Source organism: Alcaligenes sp. SMD-FA, assembly GCF_025960365.1.
Taxonomy (GTDB): domain Bacteria; phylum Pseudomonadota; class Gammaproteobacteria; order Burkholderiales; family Burkholderiaceae_B; genus Alcaligenes; species Alcaligenes aquatilis.
Genome location: NZ_CP110108.1, coordinates 1 through 23,034, shown reverse-complemented (window position 1 = coordinate 23,034; position 23,034 = coordinate 1). Strand labels below are relative to the sequence as shown.

Annotated in this window: 18 protein-coding genes; 9 read left to right on the top strand and 9 right to left on the bottom strand. The window is 52.7% G+C overall.

What is annotated here, in order from left to right:
* Positions 1-20 precede the first annotated feature (20 nt).
* The 4 genes from OKX01_RS00090 (at position 21) to OKX01_RS00075 (ending at position 4,305) form a co-directional block, all read left to right on the top strand.
* Positions 21-1,031, top strand: a complete 1,011-nt coding sequence (locus tag OKX01_RS00090) for a PDR/VanB family oxidoreductase (RefSeq protein WP_094195130.1) — start codon at positions 21-23, stop codon at positions 1,029-1,031.
* 169 nt (positions 1,032-1,200) lie between these two features.
* Complete coding sequence (locus tag OKX01_RS00085; protein ID WP_108727000.1) at positions 1,201-1,794, top strand: TRAP transporter small permease subunit; 594 nt, start codon at positions 1,201-1,203, stop codon at positions 1,792-1,794.
* A complete protein-coding gene (locus OKX01_RS00080; RefSeq protein ID WP_264672253.1) occupies positions 1,791-3,560 on the top strand; it encodes a TRAP transporter large permease in 1,770 nt (589 codons plus the stop codon). The genes OKX01_RS00085 and OKX01_RS00080 overlap by 4 nt, the downstream gene beginning before the upstream one ends.
* A gap of 70 nt (positions 3,561-3,630) precedes the next feature.
* Positions 3,631-4,305: a GntR family transcriptional regulator gene (locus OKX01_RS00075; RefSeq protein WP_094195127.1), complete on the top strand. Its 675-nt coding sequence runs from the start codon at positions 3,631-3,633 to the stop codon at positions 4,303-4,305.
* Positions 4,306-4,324: 19 nt separating this feature from the next.
* Here the strand turns inward: OKX01_RS00075 and OKX01_RS00070 are convergent, their stop codons facing one another.
* From OKX01_RS00070 to OKX01_RS00060, 3 genes are all read right to left on the bottom strand, one after another.
* Complete coding sequence (locus OKX01_RS00070) at positions 4,325-4,792, bottom strand: GFA family protein (protein ID WP_108726998.1); 468 nt, start codon at positions 4,790-4,792, stop codon at positions 4,325-4,327.
* Positions 4,793-4,871: 79 nt separating this feature from the next.
* A complete protein-coding gene (locus tag OKX01_RS00065) occupies positions 4,872-5,783 on the bottom strand; it encodes an MBL fold metallo-hydrolase (RefSeq protein WP_249460671.1) in 912 nt (303 codons plus the stop codon).
* 61 nt (positions 5,784-5,844) lie between these two features.
* Positions 5,845-6,708, bottom strand: a complete 864-nt coding sequence (locus tag OKX01_RS00060) for a tripartite tricarboxylate transporter substrate binding protein (protein WP_264672891.1) — start codon at positions 6,706-6,708, stop codon at positions 5,845-5,847.
* A gap of 670 nt (positions 6,709-7,378) precedes the next feature.
* Here OKX01_RS00060 and OKX01_RS00055 point away from each other — a divergent pair.
* Genes OKX01_RS00055 through OKX01_RS00045 form a run of 3 tightly spaced genes read left to right on the top strand, consistent with a single transcriptional unit; the run spans position 7,379 to position 11,519 of the window.
* Positions 7,379-8,980 carry a GMC family oxidoreductase gene (locus tag OKX01_RS00055; protein WP_094195123.1) on the top strand — a complete coding sequence of 534 codons (1,602 nt, stop codon included), beginning with the start codon at positions 7,379-7,381 and terminating at the stop codon, positions 8,978-8,980.
* A gap of 26 nt (positions 8,981-9,006) precedes the next feature.
* On the top strand, positions 9,007-10,464 hold the full coding sequence (locus OKX01_RS00050) for an aldehyde dehydrogenase family protein (protein ID WP_264672252.1): 1,458 nt from the start codon (positions 9,007-9,009) through the stop codon (positions 10,462-10,464).
* 47 nt (positions 10,465-10,511) lie between these two features.
* On the top strand, positions 10,512-11,519 hold the full coding sequence (locus OKX01_RS00045) for a Bug family tripartite tricarboxylate transporter substrate binding protein (RefSeq protein ID WP_094195121.1): 1,008 nt from the start codon (positions 10,512-10,514) through the stop codon (positions 11,517-11,519).
* A 61-nt stretch (positions 11,520-11,580) separates the two neighbouring features.
* On the opposite strand, the gene OKX01_RS00040 is transcribed toward OKX01_RS00045, so the two are convergent.
* The 3 genes from OKX01_RS00040 to OKX01_RS00030 all read right to left on the bottom strand — a co-directional run bounded on the left by OKX01_RS00040 (position 11,581) and on the right by OKX01_RS00030 (position 14,655).
* Positions 11,581-12,486, bottom strand: coding sequence for a LysR family transcriptional regulator (locus OKX01_RS00040; protein ID WP_264672251.1), 906 nt, complete (start codon positions 12,484-12,486; stop codon positions 11,581-11,583).
* A gap of 379 nt (positions 12,487-12,865) precedes the next feature.
* Positions 12,866-13,567, bottom strand: coding sequence for a pseudouridine synthase (locus OKX01_RS00035; RefSeq protein ID WP_094195119.1), 702 nt, complete (start codon positions 13,565-13,567; stop codon positions 12,866-12,868).
* Positions 13,568-13,806: 239 nt separating this feature from the next.
* Positions 13,807-14,655, bottom strand: coding sequence for a hypothetical protein (locus OKX01_RS00030; protein ID WP_264672250.1), 849 nt, complete (start codon positions 14,653-14,655; stop codon positions 13,807-13,809).
* Between the two features lie 714 nt (positions 14,656-15,369).
* On the opposite strand from OKX01_RS00030, the gene OKX01_RS00025 reads away from it, so the two are divergent.
* Together OKX01_RS00025 and OKX01_RS00020 are read left to right on the top strand one after the other, a co-directional pair.
* Complete coding sequence (locus tag OKX01_RS00025; protein WP_264672249.1) at positions 15,370-16,803, top strand: ATP-binding protein; 1,434 nt, start codon at positions 15,370-15,372, stop codon at positions 16,801-16,803.
* Between the two features lie 8 nt (positions 16,804-16,811).
* Positions 16,812-17,786 carry a DUF4435 domain-containing protein gene (locus OKX01_RS00020; RefSeq protein ID WP_264672248.1) on the top strand — a complete coding sequence of 325 codons (975 nt, stop codon included), beginning with the start codon at positions 16,812-16,814 and terminating at the stop codon, positions 17,784-17,786.
* Positions 17,787-17,994: 208 nt separating this feature from the next.
* Here the strand turns inward: OKX01_RS00020 and gyrB are convergent, their stop codons facing one another.
* From gyrB to dnaA, 3 genes are all read right to left on the bottom strand, one after another.
* Positions 17,995-20,448, bottom strand: coding sequence for a DNA topoisomerase (ATP-hydrolyzing) subunit B (gene gyrB / locus OKX01_RS00015; protein WP_264672247.1), 2,454 nt, complete (start codon positions 20,446-20,448; stop codon positions 17,995-17,997).
* 76 nt (positions 20,449-20,524) lie between these two features.
* Positions 20,525-21,634, bottom strand: a complete 1,110-nt coding sequence (gene dnaN, locus OKX01_RS00010) for a DNA polymerase III subunit beta (RefSeq protein WP_162496888.1) — start codon at positions 21,632-21,634, stop codon at positions 20,525-20,527.
* Positions 21,635-21,636: 2 nt separating this feature from the next.
* Positions 21,637-23,034, bottom strand: coding sequence for a chromosomal replication initiator protein DnaA (dnaA, locus tag OKX01_RS00005; protein ID WP_094195116.1), 1,398 nt, complete (start codon positions 23,032-23,034; stop codon positions 21,637-21,639).

Here is a 23,034-nt window from a genome sequence, read left to right as displayed (position 1 = left end):
TGCCCCATACGGAGAGCGCCATGAACGCCATTGCAGAACCCGCCACTCCCGTCCAGGCGGCTACCAATCCGGACGGGCTGTTGTCACTGCGGATCCGGCAAATCCGCTACGAAGCGCAAGGCATCAATTCTTATGAACTCAGTTGTCCTCAGGGTGGCGAGTTGCCCGCCTTCGAGGCCGGTGCCCATATAGACGTACATATTCAGCCCGGCCTGATCCGCCAATACTCCCTGTGCAACTCGCCCCATGAGCGTCATCGCTACGTTATTGCAGTCCTGCGCGATGCCAACGGACGAGGCGGTTCACGCAGCTTGCACGACACCTTGCAGGTCCAGCAGCAGGTGACCGTCAGCACGCCCCGCAATCACTTTCGACTGGACTCGAACGCACGCCACTCCATTCTGTTGGCCGGGGGTATCGGTATCACGCCCATCAAGGCGATGGCCCACTTTCTGGAGTCACAAGGCCAGCCCTTTGAATTGCACTACTGCACTCGCAGCCACGACACGGCCGCCTTTGGTTCCGAACTGACTCAGTGGCAAGAGCAAGGCCGCCTGCATCTGCACCTGGACAAGGGCAACCCCGCACAAGGTCTGAATCTGCAGAACTTGCTAGCCAATGCAGTTGAAGGCACCCACGTGTATTACTGCGGTCCAGCCGGCTTTATGCAGGCCTGTGCCCAGGCCAGCTCGCACTGGCCTGCCGGTTCCGTGCATTGCGAACACTTCAAGGCACCTGAACCCGCCCCCAGTGCCCATACCCTGCCTCCCGGTGCCTTCATGGCACAAATTGCCAGTACCGGCCAGTGCATTGAGGTTGCATCCGATCAAACCCTAAGCGATGCCTTGACACAAGCCGGTGTGCCAATTGCCACCTCCTGTGTATCGGGCCTGTGCGGCACCTGCCGCGTCAACTACCTGCAAGGGGATGTTGACCACCAGGACTACATCCTCAGTGCCGACGAGCAAAGCCATTGCCTGACCGCCTGCGTTTCACGCGCACGCTCGGGCGTCCTGGTTCTGGACCTGTAAGCCCATCTCCGGGTCCTGGCTCCCGCCAGGGCACACCCCATTTACGTCGGGCCCGCTCGTGGCCCAAGGAGTCACCACAGCACCTGCTACAGAGCGGCTGGCACACGGCCGCCATCACACACTCCCCGGCAGCACAACGACGAACACAACAATATTCGCGGAGACAACAATGACTGCATTGAAAACCATGGTGGGGGGAATAGACCACCTGAACCGCTGTATCGGATTCATCATCAAATGGCTATTGCTGGCCACCACCATTCTGAGCGCCAGCAACGCCATCACCCGCAAGGCCTTTGACCTGAGCTCCAACGGCATGCTGGAAGCTCAGTGGTACCTGTATGCGGCTGTCTTTCTCTTGGGAGGAGGGTACGCATTTCTGCACAACAGCCATGTTCGGATCGACTTCATCTCCACCCGCCTGGGCGCGCGTGGACGCAACCTGGTCGATATCGTCGGGATCGCTGTCGTCCTGATCCCGTTCTGTCTGTTTGTCATCAACCTGAGCTGGGGATTTTTCACCACCGCCTGGCATTCGGGGGAAATGTCCGGCAACGCCGGAGGGTTGGTGCGCTGGCCTGCCTATCTGCTGATTCCTGCCGGCTTTAGCCTGCTCTTGCTTCAGGGCCTGGCCGAGCTGGTCAAACGACTCCTGTTCCTGACAGGCAAAGAGCCCGATAGCATTGCCGAAGAGGGCTCCCAGGACACGCCTATCCATGTGCCTGCCCAAGCGCTATCGACCGCCCAGGAGGGCTCACGATGATCACCTCCTTTATTACGGACTACTTCGTCCCCATCATGTTCCTGAGCCTGGTCGTGCTCTTGCTAACCGGCTTTCCCGTCGCATTCGGCCTGGCCGCAACAGGTCTGGCCTTCGGAGTCTTGGGCATCGCCCTGGAATTGTTCCCCACCAATCTGTTTCAGGTCCTGCCTTTACGTATCTTCGGGATCATGCAAAACGAGACCATGCTGGCCATTCCCTTTTTTACGTTGATGGGCATCATTCTGGAACGTTCGGGCATGGCTGAAGACCTGCTCGAGACCATGGGTCAGCTCTTCGGGGCGGTGCGCGGTGGTCTGGCCGTCTCGGTTGTCCTGGTCGGGGCCTTGCTGGCTGCCTCCACCGGTGTCACATCGGCTGTCGTGATCTCCATGGGCCTGATTTCCTTGCCCGTCATGCTGCGCTACGGCTACAAACCAGAAATGGCCACGGGCATCATCACCGCTTCAGGCGCACTGGTACAGATACTGCCGCCCTCGTTGGTCTTGATTGTGATGGCTGATCAATTGGGCCGATCCGTTGGGGACATGTACGCAGCCGCACTCGGACCTGGCCTCCTGCTTTTGGTGATCTATATTACTTTCATCATCGTCCTGGCCTTGATCCGTCCTTCCTGGATGCCAGCCTTACCAGAACAGGCCAGAAGTCAGGTCACAGCCACTGGCGCAAGCGGACGACGGTCGCTGGGCATGCTGGTCCTGCTTTGTGCCTTCATCGGCTTTACCTGGGCGGGCCTGCACAACGAAGTCATGGCCCAGGTCTTTTCCCAGCCGGCTCAGGCCCCCACTGATCAAGTTGCCATCACCGCTCTGCTTGTCGCCTCCATGAGCGCGCTGCTGTTTGCGACGGTGAATCGGGTTACCGGCTGGGGACTACTCTCGCAACTGGCCGAACGCTTTGTATTCGCCCTGATCCCCCCCGTCGTCCTGATCTTTCTGGTGCTGGGCACCATCTTCCTGGGAATTGCCACCCCAACAGAGGGCGGGGCCATGGGTGCAATTGGCGCGTTGATACTGGCCTTGATACGCAAACGCCTTAACGGGGCCTTGCTTAGCCAGGCCCTGGAAAACACCGCCAAGCTGGCTATTTTTGTGATGTTCATCCTGATCGGCTCGACCGTCTTTAGCTTCACGTTCAGCGCAGCAGACGGCCACGTATGGGTAGAGCATCTGTTTGATGCCATTCCCGGTGGCGAACTGGGTTTTGTCATTGCCGTCAGTGCCATCATCTTTGTGCTGGGCATGTTTCTGGACTTCTTCGAGATTGCCTTTATTGTGGTCCCGCTGTTGACGCCTGTCGCCAACAGTCTGGGCATTGATCTGATCTGGTTCGGGATTGTCATCGCCCTGGTCCTGCAAACCTCCTTTCTGACCCCCCCATTCGGTTTTGCCCTGTTGTATTTGCGCAGCGTGGCACCCCGATCCGACTATATCGATTCCGTTAGCCGGCAAACTATTCCAAGGGTTCGTACCCAGCAAATCTGGAAGGGCTCAGCCTACTTCGTCGTACTACAATTGCTGGTGGTAGGCATCGTCATCGCCTATCCGCAACTGGTAACGGGAGGCTTGCACAAGACAGTCAGCCTGAGCGAAGACGAAATCCTGCTCCAGCTGAACCGTCCCGCCCCCATGCTCAACCCAGGAGCGATACAGGCAGACGATCCGCTAAGCAACCCGTTCGAAGTACAAGCGACATCAGACCAGGATCCCATGGCCGCGCTCTTGCACTCCATGCGGACCACACCCTGATGTCAATCCAGGGCCGCAGCCAGGCTGCGGCCTTAACTTGTTTTTTGTTTGTAGCGGAGTTCCAGACCCCATGCATGCCAAGCTTTCCGGTAAGTTGCAGGCCCGTCCACACTATGTTGACGAGGTCTATCGCATCCTGCTCGATGCCATCAGCGACGGCTCCCTGGCCCCCGGCTCACGCATCACTCAGGAAGACATTGCTGAGCAGCTCAAGGTGTCACGCTCACCCGTCTTGCAGGCCATCCAGTTGCTGAAAAAAGATGGACTGCTACAAGACGCTGAAGGGCGAGGCGTTATGGTGGCTCCGCTGAGTCTGGAACATATCGGGCATCTGTACCAAGTGCGGGGTGCCTTGGAAGCATTGGCAACCAAGCTGGCGGCACGTCAAGGCGCCGTGCTGGATCCGGACCTGATCCGTCTGGGCCGCAAAGTGGCTCGCGGCCACGACGTACGCGCCATGATCGAAGCCGACGAGGCCTTTCACAAAGCAATTTACGAAGCATCGGGCAACCCCATGATCGCTGAAAGCGCGCAGGTTCATTGGGTACACCTACGGCGTGTCATGGGTGCTGTACTGCAATCGGCAGAACAACGCCTGTCCATCTGGGACGAACACGAGGAGCTGGCTGCGGCCATTGCGTCGGGCGACGAAGCCAAAGCACTGACCATCTGTGAGCGACATATGCACAATGCCAGTGAAAAACTGCTAAGCCGCTTGCAGGAGATCCTGGAGCAGCCCGCCTGAAACCAACACCCCCCTTTTCTTACAAGGGGGGTGTTGGTTTCCGGTCCTCGGAATTAACTTCATAACGCAACCAGCCCGCAATCACAGAAGCACCATCTGCTCTATCCTTGGGATGAGTGCGACCTTCGTAAACAGGTATCTCCTTAAAGTCGAAGGGGCTCATCGCCTCGATGCACGCCACATTGACACCATATTGTTCGGGATTGGAGCGGCGTTGATGGAAAGTATAGATTCCGCAGTGCGAACAGAAGTAATGCCTGGCCTGCCCTGCGTTGAATTGATAAAGCGTCAGCGCATCCTGGCCTTGCTCGACCTGAATATCAGCCAGATTCGCCGACACAGCTACCGCCCCACGCATACGACAATAAGAGCAATTGCAGCGACGCGCGGATCTCAAACCGTCACAAAGCCGCACGTTAAAACGGACCGTGCCACAGTGACAGGCGGCTTTGTAAATGGAGCAGGCATCAGGATAGGTTTCAATCATGGAAGGCCTCTCTAAACTGCAAGCCAGATTATTCGAATAAGTGCAGAACTGTATAAAAGTCACACCATCCTACCGATGGCTATGCAACCGGGGAGTCTGCAGTGAGAAACTTGAACTGAAATGCAGAGCCATGTGAGACGACGTGACCCGCTGTTGGGCCTGCAAAGTGGCCGGTCAACAATATCTTCGAGTTATCGGCACAACTCTCAAGCAGATTCAGTCGGGAACGCAGTGCGGCTGCTTCATTAAAATCAGCGGCATTAGACAAATGAGGGCGTGCGCACTGGATCGGATGATGGATGACATCTCCCGACATAATGGCGTGCTCATGGCCGTGGCAAATATGTACAAGCAAGTTTCCGGGAGTATGGCCAGGCGCACTTTCTACATACACATCGGTTCCTAACTCGGTCATGACCTGATCACCAGCATCCACGAAAATAGCCCGGCCTGCTTCGACTATCGGCAACACACTATCGACAAAGGAGCCACGATTGATCGGCGCGGTCGGATTATCAAGGTTGAGGCGGTGGTAATAATCGAACTCCTGCCGACCCATCAGATAACGAGCACGCGGGAAAGTCGGTACCCAACGACCATTGTCAAGCCTGGTATTCCAACCGACGTGGTCTGCATGCAAATGTGTACACAAGACCAAGTCTATGTCTTCGGGCCGCAGACCTAAGCGTCCAAGATTGTCCAGATAGCGTGTGTTCAAACGATGCCATGCAGGCATTGAAGGGCGTTCTTTATGGTTACCGTTGCATGTGTCGATAAGAATATTGCGGCTTGGCGTACGAATCAGGAAAGAATGAAAACTCAGCTTGAGCTTTCGGCTGACCTTGTCGATGCAGCTAGGGTCCAGCCAATCAATCTCAGCGTCAATATCCTTAGCTTGAATATTGGGAAAGAGCCAGTCCCCCGCCAGATCCATACTGGCGATCTCAATGACCTTTTCAATACGGGCCTTTCCTATGTCGATCGGTATCATAGAAAATAACTCTCTGTCTTTATTGTGGGTAACGAACGACTATCCGTAAAGGCATGGGCCTCTATTCAAGATTGAGCTTTGCGTTAGCGATGACCTGCCCCCAACGGGTTTTCTCATCTGCAATGAAGCGCACCAATTGGGTGTTGTCGGCCAGAAACGGCACCATCGATTGGGCCTTTAACGAGTCGAGCATCGCAGGGTCCGCCAACGCTGTTTGGATGAAATCGCTTACTGCTTCGATCACGGCCGGTGATGTCTCTGGGGGGGCGGATACGGCGAACCAATTGCCAAGATCAACAGAAGGCCCGCCTTGCTCTTGAAGGGTAGGCAATTCAGGCCACAGTTGGCTGCGCTGTGCTGCGGCGTAACCTAGTGCCGTGACCGATCCCGAGCGGTGAGCCATAGCCAGTGGCATGGGAGCCAGGAATAGATCCACTTCGCCTTTTAGCAGGGCTTGCATGGCATTGCCGCCTCCTTGATAGGGAACATGCACCATTTCAGGGATCTTCATCTCCTGCTCCAAAAGCAATACGCCCAGGTGAGCGCTACAACCCATACCCCATGAGGAATAGGTGAGACTCTGGGTTTTGGCAAGTGCCGCCAATTGGGCCAGATCACGAACGGGTAAACCCGCACGAACCATAAGTACCGTACCAATACGAGCGATGGAGGCCACCGGAACAGCGGCTTCGATCTTTTGCCGACGACTTGGATACAGAAAGGTGTTGAGCACACTCGTATCAAGATTGGTAATTTGATACGTCAGCCCGTCGGGTTTCGAGGCATAGATGAGATCGGCAGCGATATTGCCTGCTGCGCCAGGACGGTTCTCAACAACCCAGGGTTGGCTGGAGATCCCTTGCAAGGCCTTGGCAAGAATGCGTCCCACAATGTCCGCACCACCACCCGGCGTGTAAGGAACCATCAATCTGACTGGCCTGTTAGGGACCCAGGTAGATTTCGCAAAGGAAACAGGTAAGTGTGCGATGAGAGGGATTGTCCCAAGCAGTCCGAGCAGTTGGCGGCGCGAGGATGAGTAGTGGTTCAACCTTGAGTGATGACGCATTGTTGTCTCCATATATGGATTGATGCGGTCGTGGTTCGACCGTCAATGTCTGCTTATCGTTGCCAGACCTGTTGCAAGCCAGCTCTGGCCCGCATGGTTACCGTGAAAAATTCGCACGGCAAACGCAAGCTCAACAGGGCGGAAACCTGCATTTTGCGAAGATTAAGTCGCCTGATTCATTTAAACAATCAATATTTTTATATTTTTATATATTTATTTTTTTAATGTATTTGAACTCATTGATTGCTCTGATCTGTACCAATCAGACGACCTAGGGCTCCGTTCTTATCCATACGGCAAGACCGTCAAAATTGCGTCGCAAATAGTGGACGCACACCTCCATGCGATCCCTGCTTATTGGGATGCAGGCCCAGATAGCCTCATTGAAAGTTGATTCATGGAGAACGTTTTAGCTCTAAAAACATTAATTTTATTGATGATAAACAATCAAAAATTGTCGATTGTTTTTATGTATCTACGGACTTAACCTACTGGCAATAAGCAAGAACAGAGGCATCGCGTAGGCAAAATGAATGAGTACGTAGACTACATAATTGTCGGCTCCGGGCCGGCTGGATCGGTTATCGCCAGACGGCTAAGCGAACAGACCTCTAACAGCATTTGCGTGTTGGAGGCCGGCCAAAACGACAACAATTTTTTCATCCGCGTCCCGGTCGGTTTCGTCAAAACGCTATACAGCGGCAAGTTCACCTGGAACTACCAAACGGAGCCTGCACAGGCAACGAACAATCGCATCATTGCGATGCCGCAAGGGCGAGTCGTGGGTGGGTCAAGCTCCGTTAACGGACTGGTGTACTCACGTGGCCAACGCGAAGACTTCGATGACTGGGAAAAACTGGGAAACTCTGGCTGGGGATACGCCGATGTTCTCTCTTATTTCAAACGCTCGGAGCGTCGGGTGGGAGAATGCGACCCTGATTTTCGTGGCTTGACGGGCGAGCTTCCTATTACCAACCCAGATTGGAGCTCACCATTGTGTGAGGCCTTTATTCGAGGTTGTGAAGAGTTCGGAATCCCGCGCAATACGGATTACAACGGTGCAGAGCAGCTCGGCACAGGGTACTTCCAACGCTACATTTACCAGAATAAACGTGTCAATTGTTCGGATGCTTTTTTACGTCCAGCACTCAAAAGTGGGCGGGTGCAGCTTAAAACGAACGCCACTGTTTCGGAAATCTTATTTGAAGGTCGACGCGCCATTGGCGTCAAATATCTGCGTAATGGCCAAACGCATACGCTCTATGCCAACCGTGAAGTTATCCTCAGCGCAGGAGCGGTAAATTCACCAAAAATATTACAACTGTCGGGGGTCGGACCTCACGAACTGTTGGCAGGGCATGGTATTGAGGTCAAACATGCATTAGCCGGCGTGGGCGCCAATTTTCGTGATCACTATACCGTTCGCAGTATCTCGCGAGCCAAATCAGCGCTCACGCTCAACGAACTGTCCAAGGGGTGGCGATTAGGTAGAGAGATCGTGAGATGGTTTGCAGGCAAGCCCAGCATCTTGGGGTTGAGTCCCTCAATGGTGCATGTGTTCTGGAAAACACGTTTCAGCCCTCAGCGCGGCGATGTTCAGATCTTGTTTACCCCAGCCAGCTACAAGCCCGGCAGCAACTATGTCTTGGACGATATGCCAGGCATGAGTACCGGGGCGCGCCAACAACGGCCAGAGAGCAGCGGCTATGTACACATTCAGTCTAAAGACCCACTGCAGGCACCGTTGATCCAGCCCAATTTCCTCGAACATGAATTGGATCAGCGAACCCTTGTCGAAGCACTCAAGCTTGCACGGCAGTTGATGACAACAACGGCGATGGCCCCCTATTTGGTCAACGAATTGCAGCCGGGCAAAGACGTGCATCGAGATGACGAATGGCTCGACTACGCACGTCAAAAAGGCACGACCGGCTATCACATGGTAGGCACATGCAAAATGGGACGCCAGGACGATCCCATGGCTGTTGTGGATGCCCAACTACGCGTCCACGGTATGGAAAATCTGCGCATTGCGGATGCGTCGATCATGCCGCAAGTCCCTTCTGCTAACACCTTGGCAGCCAGTTTGATGATAGGCGAAAAAGCCGCTGACATGATTTCAGCACAGTAAAGCACACTATTCTTGGAGGTACCACGATGCCCACAGATTTTCCCGACGCACTTGTTAACGTTTCTTCATTGAGTTTAATCGCCGGTGTCCGTGTGAACAGCGGCGCGACCTTTACGGTCCACAACCGCTATACCGGTAAAGCCATCGCGCAGATCGATCAAACTTCGCAAGAGCATATCCGGCAAGCCGTGATCGCAGCACGGCTTAACCTAAAGAAAGCACCTGATGGCTATGAACGTTCGCGCATTTTGCGTAAAGCGGTAGAGCTGATTACGGCGAGAAAGCAGCAATTTATCGACGTGATGACCCTGGAGGCCGGCTTCACCGTGAGTGAAGCATCCAATGAGATCGCTCGGGGGTTGGATACGCTGGAAATCTCGGCAGAAGAGGCCAAGCGGATTTGCGGTGAAATGATCCCTATGGATGGCAATCCAGGTCAAAAGGACCGTCTCGCCTTTACGCTGCGTACCCCTGTCGGAATCGTGTGTGCCATTACGCCATTTAACGCGCCTTTCAACGCGTTGTTGCATAAAGTCGCCCCCGCGATCGCTGCTGGCAACGCTGTCATTATCAAGCCTTCAGGGTACACCCCATTGACGGCCAGCCTAATTTGCGACGTCTTGCTGGAAGCCGGTTGGCCGGCGGAATTGTTATCGCTGGTACACGGAGAAGGCGCACAGGCTGGCGAGTGGCTATTAGACGAGCAAGATATCAACTTCTATACCTTTACGGGCAGCACACGTGTGGGCCGCCTCATCCAGCAAAAGGCAGGCCGACGCCGTACGCAGTTAGAGTTGGGAAGTATTGCTTGCACAATCATCTGCGACGATGCGGATCTCGAGTTTGCACTGCCCCGCATTCTGCGTGCAACGTTCCGAAAGGCAGGCCAAGTATGCACATCTATTCAGCGCTTATACGTGGCGCAATCACGTGTCGCTGAGGTAACGGCAAGTTTTGAGAACGCGGTTCGCGCTCTCAAAAGTGGGGATCCACGATTGGGCGACACCGATGTGGGCCCGATGATCACCGAACAAGAAGCGATACGCGCTGAATCGTGGATCAAGGAGGCGGTCAATATGGGAGCGCAGCTCGTTGCAGGAGGGCAGCGCGACAAGTCTGTGTTGGCACCCACGATTCTGTCTAACGTGCATTCAGGCATGAGCGTATTTGACCAGGAAATTTTTGCGCCAGTCGTCACACTCTTGCCTTTTGAGACAGTCGCAGAAGTGATCGAAGGAATCAACTCCACCCCTTATGGCCTTGCGGCAGGCGTGTTTACGAACGATGTCAATACGGCCTTTCATCTGGCTCGTCATTTGCAAGTGGGCGGTCTGCACATTAATGAAACGTCCAGCTCTCGTAACGATGGTATGCCCTATGGCGGTGTCAAGGATAGCGGCTACGGTTTCGAAGGGCCGAAGTATGCAGTGCGGGACATGACTGACGAGAAAGTAGTGACATTCTCGCTGCGTCATCCTAAGTAACTCGTTGGTGTTGAGAAAAAAATTTCTAATAAAGAGGAGATAAAACCATGCAACCAAAACCTATTATCAAACGGCGTTGCAACCTGACCAGCCGTGTGTGTACGGCCATATTCGGCGTGATCTTGGGAGGCAGCGTACAAGCGGGTACCTATCCAGAGCGACCGATCAGTTTGATCGTTCCGTATACCGCAGGCGGGCCGACCGATGTGTTGGCGCGTGCGATCGGCGAAGGCTTGGCTAAAGAGCTCAAACAAGCCGTGGTAGTGGAAAACACTCCCGGCGCAGGCGGCATTATTGGCCAGTCTAAACTAGTCAGGGCCGCACCCGATGGTTATACATTATTGTTGGGTAACGTTGGCACATTGGCGGCGAATGCGTCCGTTTACAAGGATTTGCCATACAACAACCTGGAGGATTTCACTCCAATTGCTTCAGTTGGTGATGCCCCACAGATTTTGTCGGCACGTATTGATTTCCCTGCCAAGGATTTGGATAGCTTTGCCGCTTACGCGAAAGCCAATGCCGCATCCATGAATTTCGGGGATGCGGGCGTCGGGTCGGGTGCCTTTTTAGGGGCAGTCTTACTGAACGCAACATTGGGTATTAATGTGGGGGCTGTCCATTATCGCGGTGCGGCGCAAGCGACGGCAGATGTGATGGCCGGCCACATTGACTACACGGTGGAAAGCAGCAGTACCGCAGTGTCGTCGATTGCCTCGGGTAAGGTAAAGGGGCTGGCCGTGCTCAGTCCAGAACGGGTGTCGGTTTTGCCTGACGTGCCTTCGGCTGGCGAATCTAGCTATAAGAATCTGAACTACACCATCTGGAATATGGTGGTGGTCAAAAAGGGCGTACCAGAAGAAATCACCCAGAAACTGAACGTCGCCCTTAACCATGTACTGGCTCAACCCGACTTGATGGCGCGATATCAGAAAATGGGATTGACCGTGCCCAGCGAAAGTCATCGCTCCCTGGCGGGCTCACGTAAACTGCTGACAGATGACATCGCTCGCTGGCGTCAGTTGTTACGCGACGCAGGTATCAAGCCGGAATAAACAAGGGTCGGTCTTGATATCCGATGCAAACGCCTGTGGGCGGGATGGCGTCAAGACCGACTTAACGAAAGGTGGAAATTGTCTTGGCAATATCCACCAATTTGCGAATGACCGTCTGGCTTTGATCCATGCCCCAAGCCGCATTAAACGGAATAGGCGCAAAAGCAGGAGCATCTTTTAGTACTACTAATTCGCCGCGCTCCAGCTCAGACTCAATAAGAGGGGCGGTCATGAGTCCGACGCCCGTCCCTCTGCAGATCAATTCCTTCAAGGTCAGTATGCTGCTGCAAATATCGACCTTCACTTTCAGATTATGGTCTTTGATGAGCTGCATCAAGACCGGATGCAATGGCGACTCTTTTGAAAGCGACCATACAGGCTGACTTTGTAGAATCTGTAGCCAATTTTGGTCGGACTGTTTACCATTTCGCCCCACAAGGCCAGGCGCTCCTACCAGCAACACATCGGCAACACCGATCGGCTCGACATGAAACCGATGATCCGTGTGTAGGGAGTGAGTAGCCAGAAAGACCAAATCCAACTGCCCGTTCTCTAGTTTGCTGACGCTTAATGAGGTCTGTCCGACCTCTACTTCAAAGCTAAGCTGTGGCATCGTGGCTCTCGCCGTCTTAATGAACGTTGAAAACCACGTTTGCCCTATCAAGCCGGCAATACCCACACAGATCAAGCCGGATGCATGCGATGCATCATCGAGCGAATAAATGACGTCATCAATGGCAGCCAACAAGGGTTTAATCTGCTGAACAAGCTCACGCCCTTGTGTTGTGAGATCCATCCTACGTCCACGCTTATGAAACACAGGAAAACCTATACGGTCTTCGAACTCGCGCATACGCGCCGAGACCGTAGGTTGAGTGGTGTGCATATAATCGGCTGCCGCCTGAAAACTGCCCTGCTGGGCAATACGGCACAGCGTCTGAAGATGCAAGATAGTGATCTTAGTCATCAATTTCTTATGAAAATTAGCTTGTCAAAAGCTAGAGCAATGGCCCGTGACGCTTCAAACCCATAGTCTAACAGGGTCAATAGCTCCAAGCGTTGAGAGGATGGGGCCGCTATGGGCAAGCAGAGCGAGGCTTTCCGGAGGTGTCATCAATTCCGTATTCAAGGCAGGTTGAGCATCCGACATCATGCGCAAGACGCTGAAATAAACCAGGACACCGCGCCACCATCCCCTTTGACGATTGATGCAGGTACAAAAAAGCGCTCAAACAAGGTATGTTTGAGCGCTTTTTCATGACTGGTCTCCCAGAACTCAGGCATCAAAGCTCTGGATTTGATACGTCTTTGGCTTGCCACAGCAAGAACCAAAGGCCAGGAGAGCGTTAACCCTCTTCTACAAACTGCCGCACCTCGGCAGGGGTCAAATAACGCGACTCACCTGGCTCCAGACTGGCGTCCAAAGAAAGAGAGCCAATGCGCTCACGATGCAAGGTCTGAACCAGGTTTCCCAGGGAAGCAAACATACGTTTGACCTGATGGTATTTCCCTTCCTGAATAGTCAGCCTTGCGGTACGTTCATCAATGCGTTCCAGCACGGCTGGCAGCGTGGGCTTATCCTCGCCATTTAACAAGATACCGGCCTTGAACAATTCTTCTGCATTGTCAGGCAAAGGCTCTGCCAAGGTCGCTACGTAGACCTTATCGCACTGATGGCGGGGCGAGATAATCCGATGCGTCCACTGGCCATCATCCGTAATCAAAATCAAACCGGTGGTATCCACATCCAATCGACCGACGGTATGCAAACGCTCACGCTTGTCTACATCGATCAGCATCATCACGGACGGGTAGGCGCTATTTTTAAGGCTGCATTCGTAACCAGCGGGCTTATTGAGCATGATATAACGCAGTCCAATCAGGGCAAGCGGCTCGTCGTCCCAGCACACCACATCGCCCTCTTGTATAACGTGGGTGCCCTTGGTCACCACCTCGCCGTTAACCGTGATTTCCCCGCTTTTAAGCACTTTACGCGCGTCTGAGCGACTCAGATCCGTACTCTCACCAAGAAACTTGTCCAGTCGCATTCCATTTCCACACAAATAGTTATTGAATCGTGTTCTATCTTTAAAGTTGCGCCCATCTTAACAATGAAATGGACTCAGAAGACAAGCTAGGAAGCATCCTTTTGAGGGGGACTACCACACAAGCTCACGCCGTTCAGAACAAGGGTTCTGTAGCTAAATTTGAGTCGGAGCGCAGTTAACCGTAACGACGAACAATCGCTCATCGCCCCGTACGAAAACTTGCCCCTCTTTAAGCTCAGTCAGGCGCCCTGGCATAACACCTCCCTGGAGGTGTTTCTCATGGCAAGCATAGAGCGCCTAAACAGCGCAGGCTCCTCTGGTGCATTACCCGCGTCCACCACCGTAGTTTGAGGCCCCAACGGAGCACACCACAGGTCAACACTCACTAGCTCATCAATCAGCAAATGCCAGGTCGCCCAAAGCGTCATCTCAAAACGCTTAGCCAGTCGTGCAAGGCTGACGGCAGGCTCTGCTTTCACACACGCTAACAACGCATCTCGGTGCTCGAGATACTGCTGGTAATCAGGGCTTAGTGCGTTCATCGCATCTTTACGGCGCAGCATCAGTGCGTGAAGCTTGTTCACGTTCGACACCAGAGCCCACAGATATAGCTCTGTGACGCCTGCCGCATATAAGCCAAACTGAATACCACGCTGCGCCAGTAGAGCACGCGTGTGTAGCAACTTCTCGGTGTACTCATCCCCTAGCGAGGGCACCCAATTCACATCTTTGGCTTCTATCACCTCATCAACATTGCCCTTCGGCGTTCGCCACCGAAAGCGCAAATCCGGCGTATAGAACACACCGCTCATCCCTGAGTCTTTAAGTTTCTGGCGGTGGGCCTGCAACTGAGCGTGATTGAGCAGCATCCGCTCGTTCACGACATCTACCGTGAACGGCTGGTAATCAATCTGTATGACGGCATTAGACAGGTCTGCCAGCTTAGCCAACAGAACCTCAAAAGGACTTTCTACTGATAACAGCTCAGCGTTCTTCTTGAGCTGAAGAAAGGTTGCTTGCTTCAGTGCACCGCGCTTGCCCAGCTGACGCGTAGCGCCCAATGGGTCTATATGTAGCTTATTCACCATGGGTGCCTCCCATGGCATTTACATTGTGCTCTGATTTATTCCCTACGACGGGAGTTTTCCCACACGAATACGACACACTAACCTCGATAAAAATATGACTCGAGGCACGTATAGTGAAAAAGGTCGCTTTTTTAACGGGAGATTTTTGAAACAGCGAATTTGGATGCGTTATCTGAGCCAGCTTAGATAAGCGTAGGCGGGGCGGGGGAGTAGCAAATACAAGGCACAGACGATACCCACAGCACCGTGCAACTATCGGCACTTGCTGCATAGCACAAGCACAGAAATCGACTACCTCAACGACGTATTTCGACAGCATTTTTTCCCTCCCGCCCTGTTCAGTACCCTCTCATAAATAGGGCAACCTCCCAGAACAGCGGGAAAACACTGTGAAAATATTCAGTAAAATCAATTACCTACTTAAACTACTTAATATTTAAGATATCCAACAATCACGAAATTGGCAAGCAGTTCTTCGCCTACCTCCATCAGGTCACGTCTTCTTTGGTCATGATGCAAGACAGTCACTGCATCTAACCCGAAGGAGGCTTTTATAGGCATACAGCAAATGAACGTAATGTCAACGAACACAAACTCCAATGGTAAGAACATAGAGCTTTTGTTACATTATATTTGTCATAGCCTTAGATACTTAACGACTGAACATCTCGAATCCCAATAAACATGGCTAACATTTAAGAGCTTTAAAATAAAATGAGTATTGTCCTTTCCCGATTCGCAATTTTTGGATTACATGGAAAACTCGATATTGATATTCCAATTTTTGACAACAAGTTAATACTTATCGGCGTTAATGGATTGGGAAAAACGACAGTTGTTAATTTTATTTACTTCACACTCACGGACCAGTGGAACAGACTTCTTGAATACGAATTCTCTGCGATAGAGGTAACTATTAATAATCAACCCATAATTCTGCATAAGGTTGATATTCAAAGAAATGCTCGAGCAACAGAAATTCGCCTACGTCAGGTTCAAAGATATTCATCTAGGTCACCCTTTCCACCTAAGCTGGTACAAGAGATGTTCCAGCATCCGCTTTACCCTGATTTCGCCTCCTCTAGTGACATACAGAGAGAAAATATAGGTCGCTTAATTTCCCGCGAAACGGGTATTCCCCTACACCTACTCCATAGAATGTCAGACGGTGTTTCTAAAATCACAACGCCAGACCTATTCTCTGAAACGCAAGAATCTTCCGTAATTGCAGAGTTATCTGCTCTCACTAAAGCAAACGGTCGAAATAAAGTTATTTATTTACCGACTTTTCGGCGTATCGAACAAGATATTAAATCTGTATTCCCCAATGCCGACGAGCGTGAGCTTCGCAATCTCACTTCCGCAGCTGAAACAGCTATGCAAACTAGAACTAAAGGGCACGTTGAGCTTGTTCAATTCGGTATGCAAGACGTGGAAACTAAAATTCAAGAAGAACTAGATTTAATCCAGCGACGAACTCGCGCGCAACTAACAGGTTTAACAAGCAGCTACTTACAAGACATTATCCGAAATCGTGCGGGAATAATTTCAAAAGACAACTTACAAGTCATTCCTAAAGAGCTTATACCGATAGTTTTGGAGCGTGTTGACGAAAATACCCTTAGTGCTCAAGACAAGCGCGAGATAGAAGCTGCCATTCTCCGCGTCAAAAATAATAGCGACAACGTGGATGTTCGAGATAGCTACTTAACTTATTTTTTTGGACGACTTTTAGAAATCTATCAAGAACTCTATCAAGGCGAAGAAAATATTCGTGAGCTGGTAACTACATGCAACAACTATTTGGAAAGTAAATGTCTAGAGTATAACGACAAAGATTACTCTGTGAACATCAAGGGAGACGATAAATCACCACTTGAATGGCGCATGCTGTCTTCTGGGGAAAAGCAAGTCGTTTCATTATTCACTCATTTGTACCTTAGCAAAGAGAGCTCGCAGATAGTTCTGATTGACGAACCTGAACTATCTCTATCCGTACCATGGCAAAAAACGCTACTGCCTGATATCGCTCGGACCGAAAACTGTAGTTTGCTCATCGCCGTCACGCACTCACCATTTATCTACTCTAATGAATTGAGTGAGTATGCTGTCGACCTGGGGCGTTTAATTAAAAAATACGACGTATAAAAATCGGCATGGATTATCTAAAAAAGCTCGAAAAAGAGATGGGAGACGGGAACGTCGCGTTTCATGAATATGTTATGAATTTTGCAAGAGAATCCATAAATACCCATTTTCTGTTCTTTGAAGGAAATGAGGACCCTTCTTTCTATATGATTCATATAAAACCTCATCTCGGGACACGGGAAACCAAGCTCTTTATATGTAGTGGACGAGCAGAAGTCTTGAAGGCATATAAAATGGTCCAGAGGGATGGTCGAGGAGCAAACCGCTCACTATTTTTTGTCGACAAAGACCATAACGACATTATGGGTAACAACGATACTTATGATTTAAATAGCGTTTATCAGACAAGCACATATTCTATAGAAAACTATCTGGTAGTGGAGTCTGTTTTTCGAGCTTATTGGACTCAGCGTTTACATCTATCCGAGTACGATGCACGTTTTACAGTGTATCTATCTAGATTTAAAAGTATCCTGAATACATTCAGGAAACGTTGCTTGATTCTTACAGGCTTAATATTGTGTGGCCGTGGCATTGGTGGACGAAAACCAATTAGTTTGAATTTAAGCAATGCCCAGCTGGATAAGATATTCAGATTGGATTGGCATGGAAATAAATGTCATTTCCAAAAGGGCGCGGGGAAACATTTCCTGCAGTCCACCAACATAGCACAGGCGGAGAACATCTCTGCGAAAAGCCTGAAGAAGATTTTCATCGAGCATTTGCATGGAAAGGCACCTAGCACTTACTTAAGAGGAAAGTACGAACTTTGGTTGTTCTGGAAAGTCCTGCGACAATTCAGTCAAGAGCTTGGCTCCAAAGAGCAGGCCAAAAAAACAGGCCTAAAACGCGCAACTCCTAGTCTGGACCTTCCTTTAGGTGCATGCGTAGAATCTCTCTCGGCGCTTACCCACTGCCCTGAGAGTCTAAATACTTTTTTGAACACTCATCTTTCTGCGGACCTCCTCGCGAACGCAAGCTGACAATTGGTCGAGTCGCTAATATATAAATTCTTGAGTAAATGAGAGGTAGGTCCCGACCAAGCGCTAACAATTAATTTATACAAAAAACGTACATATTCGCAATGCACATAAAAAAGCAGCCACTAAAAAGAGGCTGCTTTTTTACACCCAGAACAGTGGCCAAGTTATCTCACGACACTTGGCCAACTATTCCTAAAACCAACATAAATTAAATATCCAGGTTCCCCGCCTGCAAGGCATGGGATTCGATAAAGGCACGACGTGGCTCAACGTGATCACCCATCAAGGTGGTGAAGATTTGATCCGCATCGATCGCATCAGCGATCTGGACGCGCAGCAGGCGGCGCACGGTGGGGTCCATGGTGGTTTCCCACAGCTGGCTGGGGTTCATTTCACCCAGACCTTTGTAGCGCTGTTTGCTCAGGCCACGCTCGGCTTCGGTCAATAGCCATTGCATGACTTCACGGAAATCATCCACCTGGGTTTCACGACGCTTCTCGCCTTCACCACGGGCAACCATGGCACCATCACCGATCAGACCGGCAAAGATCTCGCCAGCACGGGCCAGGGTTTGGTGATCAGCGCCGCGCATGAAGTTGCGGTCAAACACCGTGACGCGGATATTGCCGTGGTGCAAACGTTGCACCACTACGCGCCAGGCTTGGCTGCCTTCATCGAAGGCAGCAAAAACTTTAACCACGTTAGGAAGGGTTTCATCAAACAGGACTTTTTCCAGATCCTGGGCGCTTTGTTCGGCCGTTTCCTGCGTATCCAGGTTCAGCTTCACGCCTTCGGCCAGCGCCGATAAGGCATCGCCGTCCATATGACGCGACAGACGTTCAATCACGCCCTTGGCCTTCACGTAGCGGTGAGCGTAATCAGAAAGAGCCTCGCCGGTGATAGGCGCACCGCCTTCGGAGGGGGTCAACACCGCATCGCGCAGGGCCAGCTTCAGCATGAATTCGGCTTCCTCGGCGTCGTCCTTCAAGTAAAGCTCTTCACGACCCACCTTGACCTTGTACAGCGGCGGCTGAGCGATGTAGACATAGCCGCGCTCGATCAGCTCGGGCATCTGACGGTACAACAGTGTCAGCAGCAGGGTACGAATGTGAGCACCATCCACGTCCGCGTCAGTCATGATGATGATGCGGTGGTAGCGCAATTTGTCGATATCAAAATCCGGGCCGATGCTGGTGCCCAGAGCAGTAATCAGAGTGGTGATCTGCTCGCTGGAAATCAAACGATCGAAACGGGCTTTTTCTACGTTCAGCACCTTGCCACGCAACGGCAAAATGGCCTGGAACTTACGGTCTCGACCTTGCTTGGCCGAGCCGCCTGCGGAGTCACCCTCCACAATGTACAGTTCGCACAGGGCAGGGTCTTTTTCCTGGCAATCAGCCAGCTTGCCCGGCAAGCCAGCGCCTTCCAGCACGCTTTTTCGACGTGTCATTTCGCGGGCTTTACGAGCCGCTTCACGCGCACGGGCTGCTTCTACAATCTTGCCGCACAACGCCTTGGCGTCGATAGGGTTCTCCAGCAACCAGGTTTCCAGGGTACGGCCCACGGCTTCCTCAACCGCTGGACGCACCTCGCTGGACACCAGCTTGTCTTTGGTCTGGCTGCTGAACTTGGGCTCGGGCACCTTCACCGACAGCACGCAAACCAGGCCTTCGCGCATGTCATCACCCGAGGTGTCGACCTTGGCTTTCTTGGCCAGTTCGTTGTCGGCGATGTACTTGTTCAGCACGCGGGTCATGGCCGCACGCAAACCGGTCAAGTGGGAGCCACCGTCACGCTGGGGAATATTGTTGGTGAAACACAGCACGGTTTCAGCGTAGCTGTCGTTCCACTGCATGGCCACTTCAACCGATACCGGTGTGCCACCGGCACTGGACTCGGTCGCCACGCTAAACACGTTAGGGTGCAGCGGAGTCTTGTTGCGGTTGATGAAATCCACAAAGCCTTTGACGCCACCCAGGAAGGCGAAGTCCTCTTCCTTGCCCTGAATTTCGTCAACCAAACGGATCTTCACGCCGTTATTCAGGAAGGACAGCTCGCGCAGACGTTTGGCCAGAATTTCGTGGTGATATTCAATATTATTGAAAATCTCCAGGTCGGCCAGGTAACGCACGCACGTCCCCGTGCGCTCGCCCGCCGGACCTGTTACCGCCAGGGGAGCTGTGCGCTCGCCACGGCGAAACTCGACCTGGTGTTCATTGCCGTTGCGCCAGATGGTCAGCAACAGCCATTCGGACAGGGCGTTCACACAAGACACACCCACACCGTGCAGGCCGCCAGACACCTTGTAGGAGTTCTGGTCGAACTTACCGCCCGCGTGCAGTTCGGTCATGACGATTTCAGCGGCGCTGCGCTGGTGTTCGTCATCTTTGTGGATATCGGTTGGAATACCGCGGCCGTTATCGCACACCGAAATGCTGTTGTCGGAGTGGATGGTGACGACGATATCGTCGCAATGACCGGCCAAGGCCTCATCAATCGCGTTATCCACCACCTCGAACACCATATGGTGCAGACCGGTGCCATCGGAGGTGTCCCCGATGTACATGCCTGGACGCTTGCGCACGGCCTCCAGGCCTTTGAGCATTTTGATGGAATCAGCGCCGTAATCGGCTGGCTGGGCGGTCGTGGTTTGATCGGTCATAGCATAAAACCTTGTAATAGCCTGTCTGCTTCAAGCCGGTATGGCCCGGCGGGCCATACCTGTCGAACATGCCGCATTAGATGCGCATCGGCATGACCACGTACTTGAAGTCTTCTTGCTCGGGCAGCGTCATCAACACAGAGGCGTTGGCATCAGGCTGCACAGACCAGCGGACTGTTTCATCCTTGATGCTGGCCAACACATCGAGCAAGTAGCTGACGTTAAAGCCAACGTCCAGACTTTCGTGTTCGTAATCGATATCCAGCTCTTCAACAGCTTCTTCCTGCTCGGCATTGGAAGCGGAGATCTTGAGCTGGTTTTGCGACAGTTGCAGTCGCACGCCACGCAGTTTGTCCGTGGTCAAAATGGCAGCACGTTGCAGGCTGCCTTGCAACACTTCACGGCTGACATCAAAGTGGCGGGTGTAGTTGGAAGGAATCACACGCGCAAAGTCGGGGAATTTGCCTTCAACCAGTTTGGAGACCAGCTCCACATCGCCAAAACGGAAACGGATCTGACGGCTGGACACATCAATATTGACCAGATCGTCGGTATCGCCCAGCAGACGCTGCATTTCCAGCACGGTCTTGCGCGGCACGATGATGTCGTGGCGCTCCTGCACGCCATCAATTGCGGTGGCATTATGAGCCAGGCGGTGGCCGTCGGTGGTAACCGTACGTACAAGACCGGGTTCAAATACCAGCAACATGCCGTTCAGGTAGTAACGAATGTCTTGCTGAGCCATGGCAAAGTGCACCGTGTTGAACAGGTGCTTCAAGGTGCGCTGAGGCATGCTCAGCGACACGTCCCATTGCTCGGGCAGGTTCAGCACTGGAAAATCCGCCGCATCCAAGGTCTGCAACTGAAAACGGCTCTTGCCGGACTGGATAGTCAGCTTGCCGCTGTCCAGGCCCAGGCGCACATCACCAAAGTCGGGCAGGGCTTTCAGAATGTCGAGCAGCTTGCGGGCCGCCACCGTGGTGGCCGCATTGTCCTCACCCACGCCAAAGTCGGCATTGGTGGTGATCTGCACTTCCAGGTCGGTTGCCAGGAAAGAGACATCAGAGCCGTTTTTACGCAGCAGGATGTTGGCCAGAATCGGCAAAGTATGGCGGCGCTCCACAATGCCAACTACTGTGGATAAGGGCTTTAGCAATGCGTCGCGGGTAGCTTGAACGAGTTGCATGGTCATCCTTTGAGAGTTTGTTCCAGTACGTGTAATGCGTGATTCAGTTCGGCTTGCTTGGTGCGTGCATCCGAGATTTTACGCACCGCGTGCAGCACCGTAGTGTGGTCCCTGCCACCGAAAAGATCGCCAATTTCCGGCAAACTCTTTTGGGTCAGTTCCTTGGCCAGATACATGGCCACCTGGCGCGGCATGGCGATATTGGCGGGGCGGCGCTTGGAGTACATATCCGCGACCTTGATTTTATAAAAATCGGCCACGGTTTTCTGGATATTTTCCACTGTGATCTGCCCATTGGAGACCGACAGCAAATCTTTTAGGGCATCCTTGCACACTTCCACCGTCAGGACGTCGCGGCCATGGAAACGCGCGTAGGCCGAAACCTTGCGCAGCGCCCCTTCAAGCTCGCGCACGTTGCTGCGCAGATGCTTGGCAATAAAGAAAGCCACTTCTTCGGGCATGGCAATGCCTTCAGCCTGGGCTTTGCGCAGCAAGATTGCTACACGCATTTCCAGCTCGGGCGGCTCAATCGCCACGGTCAGACCGGAGTCAAAACGCGAGATCAGGCGGCTATCAATATTGGCCAGCTCTTTGGGATACGTATCCGAGGTGATGATGATCTGCTTGCGCTGGGCCACCATCGCTTCAAAAGCGTAGAAAAACTCTTCTTGCGTACGGTTCTTGCCAGCGAAAAACTGAATATCGTCAATCAGCAGCAAGTCCAGCGAATGGTAGTAGCGCTTGAACTCGTCAAACGCCTTGCGCTGATAAGCCTTGACCACGTCCGACACGTATTGGTCGGCGTGAACGTAACGGACCCGCACACCATTGCCATTAGCGACCAGCGCATTGCCAATCGCATGAATCAGGTGCGTCTTGCCCAGACCCACGCCGCCATACAGAAACAGTGGGTTATAGGAGACACCGGGATTCTCGGCCACCTGCAAAGCGGCCGCGCGTGCCAACTGGTTGGCTTTACCCGTAACGAAATTATCGAAAGTCAGTTCGGCGTTCAGTCGCGAGCGATCCTGTACCGCATCCACCACCGCCGTCATGGCCGGGTTGGCAACAGGCGGGGCCAGATTATCACCGGCCGGGCTGCCTGCAGGCACAGGAGCGGCACGATCGGCCAGGGCGCGACGCGGCGCCGCGCTAGCCGAAGGCAGCTCGAACTGAACCGTAACGGGACATTCGTAGAAATCCGAAGCCAGTTCCTCGATACGAGTGGCGAAATTCTTGCGAACCCAATCGAGCTTGAAACGATTGGGCGCAGTAACGCGCAACACCCCGGCCTCGCTGTCGAAGTCCAGGGGAACCAGTGGACGTATCCACGCACTTATTTGTTGTGGGGGAAGCTCCTGCTCCAATTTCTGAACGCAGGACTGCCAGAATTCATTCAT

Bases quoted from the DNA above. Each gene is read 5' to 3' on its own strand.
- OKX01_RS00075 (WP_094195127.1), top strand. From the start codon at position 3,631: ATGCATGCCAAGCTTTCCGGTAAGTTGCAGGCCCGTCCACACTATGTT.
- OKX01_RS00045 (WP_094195121.1), top strand. From the start codon at position 10,512: ATGCAACCAAAACCTATTATCAAACGGCGTTGCAACCTGACCAGCCGT.
- OKX01_RS00080 (WP_264672253.1), top strand. From the start codon at position 1,791: ATGATCACCTCCTTTATTACGGACTACTTCGTCCCCATCATGTTCCTG.
- OKX01_RS00020 (WP_264672248.1), top strand. From the start codon at position 16,812: ATGGATTATCTAAAAAAGCTCGAAAAAGAGATGGGAGACGGGAACGTC.
- dnaN (WP_162496888.1), bottom strand. From the start codon at position 21,634: ATGCAACTCGTTCAAGCTACCCGCGACGCATTGCTAAAGCCCTTATCC.
- OKX01_RS00040 (WP_264672251.1), bottom strand. From the start codon at position 12,486: ATGACTAAGATCACTATCTTGCATCTTCAGACGCTGTGCCGTATTGCC.
- OKX01_RS00090 (WP_094195130.1), top strand. From the start codon at position 21: ATGAACGCCATTGCAGAACCCGCCACTCCCGTCCAGGCGGCTACCAAT.
- OKX01_RS00060 (WP_264672891.1), bottom strand. From the start codon at position 6,708: ATGGTTCCTTACACGCCGGGTGGTGGTGCGGACATTGTGGGACGCATT.
- OKX01_RS00035 (WP_094195119.1), bottom strand. From the start codon at position 13,567: ATGCGACTGGACAAGTTTCTTGGTGAGAGTACGGATCTGAGTCGCTCA.
- OKX01_RS00070 (WP_108726998.1), bottom strand. From the start codon at position 4,792: ATGATTGAAACCTATCCTGATGCCTGCTCCATTTACAAAGCCGCCTGT.
- OKX01_RS00050 (WP_264672252.1), top strand. From the start codon at position 9,007: ATGCCCACAGATTTTCCCGACGCACTTGTTAACGTTTCTTCATTGAGT.
- OKX01_RS00055 (WP_094195123.1), top strand. From the start codon at position 7,379: ATGAATGAGTACGTAGACTACATAATTGTCGGCTCCGGGCCGGCTGGA.
- dnaA (WP_094195116.1), bottom strand. From the start codon at position 23,034: ATGAATGAATTCTGGCAGTCCTGCGTTCAGAAATTGGAGCAGGAGCTT.
- OKX01_RS00065 (WP_249460671.1), bottom strand. From the start codon at position 5,783: ATGATACCGATCGACATAGGAAAGGCCCGTATTGAAAAGGTCATTGAG.
- gyrB (WP_264672247.1), bottom strand. From the start codon at position 20,448: ATGACCGATCAAACCACGACCGCCCAGCCAGCCGATTACGGCGCTGAT.
- OKX01_RS00085 (WP_108727000.1), top strand. From the start codon at position 1,201: ATGACTGCATTGAAAACCATGGTGGGGGGAATAGACCACCTGAACCGC.
- OKX01_RS00030 (WP_264672250.1), bottom strand. From the start codon at position 14,655: ATGGTGAATAAGCTACATATAGACCCATTGGGCGCTACGCGTCAGCTG.
- OKX01_RS00025 (WP_264672249.1), top strand. From the start codon at position 15,370: ATGAGTATTGTCCTTTCCCGATTCGCAATTTTTGGATTACATGGAAAA.